Origin of the sequence: Aeromonas sp. QDB56 (assembly GCF_027705505.1) — a bacterium.
GTDB classification, from domain to species: domain Bacteria; phylum Pseudomonadota; class Gammaproteobacteria; order Enterobacterales; family Aeromonadaceae; genus Aeromonas; species Aeromonas caviae.
On the sequence record NZ_JAPDBZ010000182.1, the window covers coordinates 1 to 6,292 of the forward strand.

6 protein-coding genes and 1 pseudogene are annotated in these 6,292 nt (G+C 61.0%); 4 read left to right on the forward strand and 3 right to left on the reverse strand.

All coding sequences use genetic code 11. The features are described from left to right. Positions 1-60 precede the first annotated feature (60 nt). Both OKB81_RS18790 and OKB81_RS18795 read right to left on the reverse strand, forming a co-directional pair. Positions 61-399 (reverse strand): annotated as a pseudogene (locus OKB81_RS18790) (AbiTii domain-containing protein); the annotation flags it as partial. A gap of 123 nt (positions 400-522) precedes the next feature. Next, on the reverse strand, positions 523-987 hold the full coding sequence (locus OKB81_RS18795; protein ID WP_039039661.1) for a thioesterase family protein: 465 nt from the start codon (positions 985-987) through the stop codon (positions 523-525). Between the two features lie 131 nt (positions 988-1,118). Between OKB81_RS18795 and recQ the strand changes: the two genes are divergently transcribed. Continuing rightward, on the forward strand, positions 1,119-2,954 hold the full coding sequence (recQ, locus tag OKB81_RS18800; protein WP_039039660.1) for an ATP-dependent DNA helicase RecQ: 1,836 nt from the start codon (positions 1,119-1,121) through the stop codon (positions 2,952-2,954). Positions 2,955-3,053: 99 nt separating this feature from the next. Here the strand turns inward: recQ and OKB81_RS18805 are convergent, their stop codons facing one another. Continuing rightward, a complete protein-coding gene (locus tag OKB81_RS18805; RefSeq protein WP_109422054.1) occupies positions 3,054-3,356 on the reverse strand; it encodes a c-type cytochrome in 303 nt (100 codons plus the stop codon). A 104-nt stretch (positions 3,357-3,460) separates the two neighbouring features. On the opposite strand from OKB81_RS18805, the gene OKB81_RS18810 reads away from it, so the two are divergent. The 3 genes from OKB81_RS18810 (at position 3,461) to OKB81_RS18820 (ending at position 6,012) form a co-directional block, all read left to right on the forward strand. Then, positions 3,461-4,888 carry a protein adenylyltransferase SelO gene (locus tag OKB81_RS18810; protein ID WP_160836738.1) on the forward strand — a complete coding sequence of 476 codons (1,428 nt, stop codon included), beginning with the start codon at positions 3,461-3,463 and terminating at the stop codon, positions 4,886-4,888. A 10-nt stretch (positions 4,889-4,898) separates the two neighbouring features. Next, entirely contained in the window at positions 4,899-5,186 is a 288-nt protein-coding gene (locus OKB81_RS18815) for a DUF3630 family protein (protein WP_160836737.1), read from the forward strand. A gap of 151 nt (positions 5,187-5,337) precedes the next feature. Next, positions 5,338-6,012 (forward strand): 7-cyano-7-deazaguanine/7-aminomethyl-7-deazaguanine transporter, encoded by a 675-nt coding sequence (locus tag OKB81_RS18820; RefSeq protein ID WP_270805371.1) that lies wholly within the window; start codon positions 5,338-5,340, stop codon positions 6,010-6,012. Positions 6,013-6,292 lie beyond the last annotated feature (280 nt).

Genomic DNA, 6,292 nt, shown 5'->3' on the forward strand with positions numbered 1-6,292 from the left:
GCGATAAAATCAGATCACAATCGAAGCCATTTTTATATCTATTTCAATTGGTTGCTGCTAAAGATCCTGTACATGAGGCTCGATATGGGAATCGTGACGCAGTAAATAGTGGGCGGCGGGTTCACGGGCATAGATGAACTGAACTTGGGCCAGGTCGCGTTGGCTTAGCGTTTGGCTGCCGATATGGCAAGTCAGATATTTCCCCGTCTTCAGATTCAGGAAGTGACCGCGTTGCCGACAGGCAATGATGCGATACCAGGGCAGGGGTGAACAGAGAGAATACCCCTCCAGCTCCTGTTCCAACCAGTGACGGCACTCTGGGGTCTGCACTTCTTCGCGCATGGCCTCAAGTCGTGTCAGCAAGGCTCTGGATGGTTGGGTAGCCAGTGTCGCGCTCATCGTCTGCAATCCTCCCTCTGCACAGAATCCCGACTTTCAGTATGGACCCTGAGCGGAGGAGGGGGTAAGAATTCTAATGATTAAAATCAGCTTAGAAGCGCACTTTTTATGCAATAAAAACCATTAGCCGACGAGGTAGGTGCCCGTGCCGAAGGCGATGTGGGTGCCCTCTTCGTTGTGCAGCTCCATGCGGGCGACCGCGACCTTGCTTCCTGCCCGGATGATGTGGGCGGTGGCGATGAACTCGTTGCCGCGACCGGGACGAAGATAGTCCACCCGCAGATCGATGGTGCCAAGCCGCGAGAAGCGCTCCTTGAGATAGCTGGGGGAGAAGTCCTCCAGCTCGTCGATGCAGGAGGCTGCGACTATCATGCCGCCCGCCACGTCGAGCAGGCTGGCGGTGACGCCGCCGTGCAGTATGTTGTGGAAAGGGTTGCCGATGAGCTTCTGTTCCATCTTGATGCGCAGCTCCACCTTGTCGAAGTCGTAGTGGGTGACTTGCATGCCGATCAGCTTGTTGAAGGGCATTTTTTCGGCGAACAGGTTGGCTATGCCACTGAGCGCCATCTTCTTGAGCATCTGTTTCATTCCTTGAGTCCGCCCTGTCATCAAAGCCGAGTAAAAACTCCAGCCAGTCTGCAACACTTCCTTAACACTCGCAATGGCAGGTTTATTGTGGGCGGCGGCTGCTTTAGAATGGCGACCCCAAAGGAGAGCCCATGACCGTCATTGCCGAAACCCTGCCTGACCCTCAGCCAGAGAATCCCCTTGCCCTGTTGCAGGCGGTGTTTGGCTATCAGCAGTTTCGGCCGGGCCAGCTCGAGATCATCGAGCAGATAGTGGCGGGGCGCGATGCCCTGGTGCTCAAACCCACCGGCGGCGGCAAGTCGCTTTGCTACCAGATCCCGGCGCTGCTGCGACCCGGGCTCGGGGTGGTGGTCTCCCCCCTCATCTCGCTGATGAAGGATCAGGTCGACACCCTGCGTGCCAACGGCGTGGCGGCGGTCTACATCAACTCGGCTCTGAGCCGGGAGGAGATGATCCAGAACTTTGCCGCCATGCGCCGGGGCGAGATCAAGCTGGTTTATGTTTCCCCCGAGCGTTTGCTGCAGCACGAGTTCATGGACCGGTTGGCGGAGCTGCCCCTCGGCCTGTTCGCCATCGACGAGGCGCACTGCGTTTCCCAGTGGGGACACGATTTCCGGCCGGAATACGCGGCGCTGGGACGGCTCAAGCAGTGGTTCCCCCAGGTGCCCGTGGTGGCGCTCACCGCCACCGCCGACGAGGCGACCCGCAGCGACATGCTGCACCGACTGGAACTGAACGATCCCTTCATCCACACCGCCAGCTTCGATCGGCCCAATATCCGCTACAGCCTGGTGGAAAAGTTCAAGGCAGCGGAGCAGCTGCTGCGCTACGTGCAGAGCCAGAAGGGCAACTGCGGTATCGTCTACTGCTCCAGCCGCAACCGGGTTGAGGAGGTGGCCGAGCGGCTCTCCCGCCACGGCTGCAAGGCGGCACCCTATCATGCAGGGCTGCCGCTGGAGCTGCGCCAGCAGACCCAGGAAGCCTTCCTCAAGGATGACATCGAGATCGTGGTGGCGACGGTGGCGTTCGGCATGGGCATCGACAAGCCCAACGTGCGCTTCGTGGTGCACTACGACATCCCGAAGAACATCGAATCCTACTATCAGGAAACCGGCCGCGCCGGGCGTGACGGCACTCCCGCGGAGGCGCTGCTGCTCTACGATCCCGCCGACATCGGTAGGGTGCGCCGGCTGCTCGACAACATCGAAAACCCCCAGCAGTTGCAGGTGGAGCAGTACAAGCTCAACGTGATGGCGGCCTTCGCCGAGGCGCAGACCTGCCGCCGTCAGGTGCTGCTCAACTACTTCGGCGAGTACAACGACAAGCCGTGCGGCAACTGCGACATCTGCCTCGATCCGCCCCAGAGTTATGACGGCACCGAAGACGCCCAGAAGGCGCTCTCCTGTGTCTGGCGGGTGGGACAGAATTTCGGGGTGGGTTATGTGGTGGAGGTGCTGCGCGGATCGCTGAACCAGCGCATCAAGGATCACGGTCACGACAAGCTGTCGACCTACGGCATCGGCAAGGATCAGAGCCACGAATACTGGATGAGCGTCATCCGCCAGCTGATCCACAAGGGGTTGCTGACCCAGAACATCACCCGCAATCTGGTGTTGCAGCTCACCGAAGCGGCCCGCCCCGTGCTGCGCGGCGAGATGAAGCTGGAACTGGCAGTCCCCCGCCTGCAGCCCATCTCCAGCCGCAAGGAGAAGCGCAACGGCCTGCTCGACAACGCCAACTACGACAAGCGGCTGTTCAAGGAGCTGCGCGCCCTGCGCAAGCAGATCGCCGAGGATGAAGAGGTGCCGCCCTATGTGGTGTTCAACGACGCCACCCTGGTGGAGATGGCACAGCTCATGCCGATGACCGAGGAGGAAATGCTGGCGGTCAACGGTGTCGGTCACCGCAAGCTGGAGCGCTTCGGTGAGGCCTTTATGGACCTGATCATCGACTACTGCCGCCGGTAGGGTCGGCCCTGGTAGACCTTGTCATCGACCGCAGCAGGCCCAGGCCGGTAGGCTGGCACAACAAACAGTGGAAAGGCGCCCGTTGGTCGGCGCCATGCATTATTTGAGGTTGGCGTAATAGGCCGCCAGATTCTCCATGTCCGCCTCGGTCAGCATCGCCATGAAGGGAACCATCAGCGGCTCGGTACGGGAACCCTCCTTGAACGCTTTCATCTGCTTGAGCAGATAGGCCTGGTTCTGGCCCGCGAGGTGGGGGTAGGTCGGGACGCTCGCCTTGCCATCCGCGCCATGACAGGCGGCACAGACCACGGATTTGGCCTTGCCTGCGTCTATGTCGGCCGCCTTGGCCTGATGGCCCCAGGCAAGCGCCAGCAGGGGCAGGGTATAGACCCACTTTGGCATCGTTTTCTCCTTGAAATGAATAATCGTGATCGCCTGTTAGCCTCGACGAGCCGACGGCGGTATAAAGAGTGACACGAGCATACGCAGGGACAACCCTCATCACCATGAAGTTGATCAACACTTTTGCCACCGAACTTCCTTGGGCTTGCGAGCCCGTTGCCCCGCAGCCGCTGCATGGCCCCAGATTGCTGCATCTGAACCGTGCGCTGCTTGGTGAGCTGGGGCTCGGGGAGGTGAGCGAGGCGCAGTGGCTCGCTTGTTGCGGCCAGGGGCAGCCCCTGCCGGGCATGCAGCCGGTGGCCCAGGTCTATGCGGGCCACCAGTTCGGTGGCTACAGCCCGCGCCTCGGGGATGGCCGCGCCCTGCTGCTGGGGGAGCAGCTGGCGCCGGATGGCAGCCGCTGGGACCTGCACCTGAAAGGGGCGGGCAAGACGCCATTCTCCCGCTTCGGCGACGGCCGTGCCGTGCTGCGATCCAGTATTCGCGAGTACCTGGCTTCCGAGGCGCTGCATGCCCTTGGCATTCCCACCACCCGGGCTCTGGTGCTGCTGGGCAGTGACGAGCCTGTCTACCGGGAGCAGGTGGAGAGCGGGGCGACCGTGCTGCGCACCGCGCCGAGCCATCTGCGCTTCGGTCATTTCGAGTATTTCGCATGGAGCGGGCAGGGGGAGAAGATCCCCGCCCTCATCGACTATGCGCGGCGTTACCACTTCCCCGAGCTGGCCGATGGCGCCGAGCTGTTTGCCGAAGTAGTGCGCCGCACCGCGCGGCTCATCGCCAAGTGGCAGGCGGCGGGGTTCTGTCACGGGGTGATGAACACCGACAACATGTCCCTGCTCGGGCTGACCCTGGATTACGGCCCCTACGGTTTTATCGACGCCTATGTGCCGGACTTCGTCTGCAACCACTCGGATCCGGACGGTCGCTATGCGCTGGATCAGCAGCCTGCGGTCGGATACTGGAACCTGCAGAAGCTGGCCCAAGCGCTAGCTGGCCATGTGGATGGCGACGCGCTCGCGTCGGCCCTGGCCCAGTACGAGCACCAGCTGATGTTGCACTACTCCGAGCTGATGCGCGCCAAGCTGGGGCTGGCGGTGTGGGAAGAGGAGGATCCGGCGCTGTTCCGCGAGTTGTTCCGGCTGCTGGCGGCGCACAAGGTGGATTACCACCTCTTCCTGCGACGTCTCGGTGAGGTGACGCGAGAGGGAGCGTGGCCCGCCCGCCTGTTGGCCCTGCTGCCCGATCCTGCCGTCTGGCAGGGGTGGCTTGAGGCCTATCGGGCGCGCCTCGCCCGGGAAGGGAGCGTGGATGGCGTGCGCAAGGGGCAGATGGACGCAGTCAATCCCAAGTATGTGCTGCGCAACGCCCTGGCCCAGCAGGTGATCGAGGCGGCAGAACAGGGCGACATGGCGCCGTTCGAGCGGCTGTTTGCGGCCCTGCAGCACCCCTATGATGACCAACCCGAATACGAGGATCTCGCCACCCCGCATCCGGGCTGGTATTGCGGGGGCGAGCTCTCGTGCAGCAGTTGAGGAGCCGCAGATGAACTGGCGTATCACGCAGACAGACAGGGAAGCCGGGGTGGTGATGCTGACGTGCCCGGCGCTCGACTGGGACAGTTTTCCAGTGCTGGCCGAAGCCCTGCTGCAGGAGTGGGAGCTGGCGGCACTCGAGCGGGAGTGGGGGGCCGATCGTCACGGCTGGCTGCTGGAGTTTGAGGGGAGCCGCCTTCGGCTCGAGTTCGAACACCACAGCGGTTGCTGGCTGGCGGCGGTGCAACCGGCGGACATCGAGGCGCTGCTCTGGCTCGCCCGGCAATACGGGAACTGACCCCTGGCCGGTTCCGAATGTGAGTCGCCACTGTTCGAAATAGCCGTATAAAGATTGAACTATCAATTTGGGGGCGTATAATCCCGCCCCTCGATTATCGCCATGGTGGCGATATGGGTTCCCTAACCCCATTAACCAAAAAGGTCACAATATGAACCTGACTCCGGCTCAGTACCAGACGGCACTGATGCGTCTCTCGTTGTTCCACATCCTGATCATTGCCAGCAGCAACTACCTAGTGCAGCTGCCGATCACCATCTTTGGCTTCCACACCACCTGGGGTGCCTTCAGCTTCCCGTTCATTTTCCTGGCCACCGATCTGACGGTGCGGATCTTCGGCGCAGGCCTGGCGCGCAAGATCATCCAGACCGTGATGCTGCCGGCATTGACCGTGTCCTACGTGCTCTCGGTGCTCTTCTTCGAAGGGAGCTTCCAGGGGGTGGGCAATCTGGCAGAGTTCAATCTCTTTGTTGCCCGGATCGCGTTAGCCAGCTTTATGGCCTATCTGGTGGGCCAGTTCATGGATGTGGTGGTGTTCAACCGCCTGCGCCTGCAGAAAGCCTGGTGGGTGGCACCGGCGGCCTCCACCCTGTTCGGCAATCTGGTGGATACCATCGCCTTCTTCAGCATCGCCTTCTGGCGCAGCACAGATCCCTTCATGGCCGAGCACTGGGTCGAGATCGCGACCGTGGATTACGTATTCAAGTTGCTGATAAGTCTTGGGTTGTTTGTGCCGCTTTACGGTGTGCTACTGCGCTATCTCAGCCGCAAGCTGGTGGGGGAGGCCGGATTGGCTGGCCTGCAAGCTGCTACGCGACAAGCCTGATGAGATTGACCACCCCCATGGGTGGTCAATTTTTTTGCGATCTTCGCAAATAAGGCTTGCACAGTTAAATGAGAATGATTATTGTTAACTTGTTTTCCGGGAATGACTTCATTTGTTCCAACGTGATGGACTTCTTGTGAAGGCACGACATTGCTCACATTGCTTCCAGTTAAGGGGCCAGTAGTTTACTGGCCCTCTTTTTTGGTTCTTCGCGGGATCCTGGGAAAGTGGAAGTTGACAGACAGGGTGCTGGTAAACTGGCTGTCTCCAAACACACCAC

Excerpts from the sequence above, each read along its gene's own strand:
- OKB81_RS18795 (WP_039039661.1), bottom strand. The coding sequence starts at position 987 with ATGAAACAGATGCTCAAGAAGATGGCGCTCAGTGGCATAGCCAACCTG.
- recQ (WP_039039660.1), top strand. The coding sequence starts at position 1,119 with ATGACCGTCATTGCCGAAACCCTGCCTGACCCTCAGCCAGAGAATCCC.
- OKB81_RS18805 (WP_109422054.1), bottom strand. The coding sequence starts at position 3,356 with ATGCCAAAGTGGGTCTATACCCTGCCCCTGCTGGCGCTTGCCTGGGGC.
- OKB81_RS18810 (WP_160836738.1), top strand. The coding sequence starts at position 3,461 with ATGAAGTTGATCAACACTTTTGCCACCGAACTTCCTTGGGCTTGCGAG.
- OKB81_RS18815 (WP_160836737.1), top strand. The coding sequence starts at position 4,899 with ATGAACTGGCGTATCACGCAGACAGACAGGGAAGCCGGGGTGGTGATG.
- OKB81_RS18820 (WP_270805371.1), top strand. The coding sequence starts at position 5,338 with ATGAACCTGACTCCGGCTCAGTACCAGACGGCACTGATGCGTCTCTCG.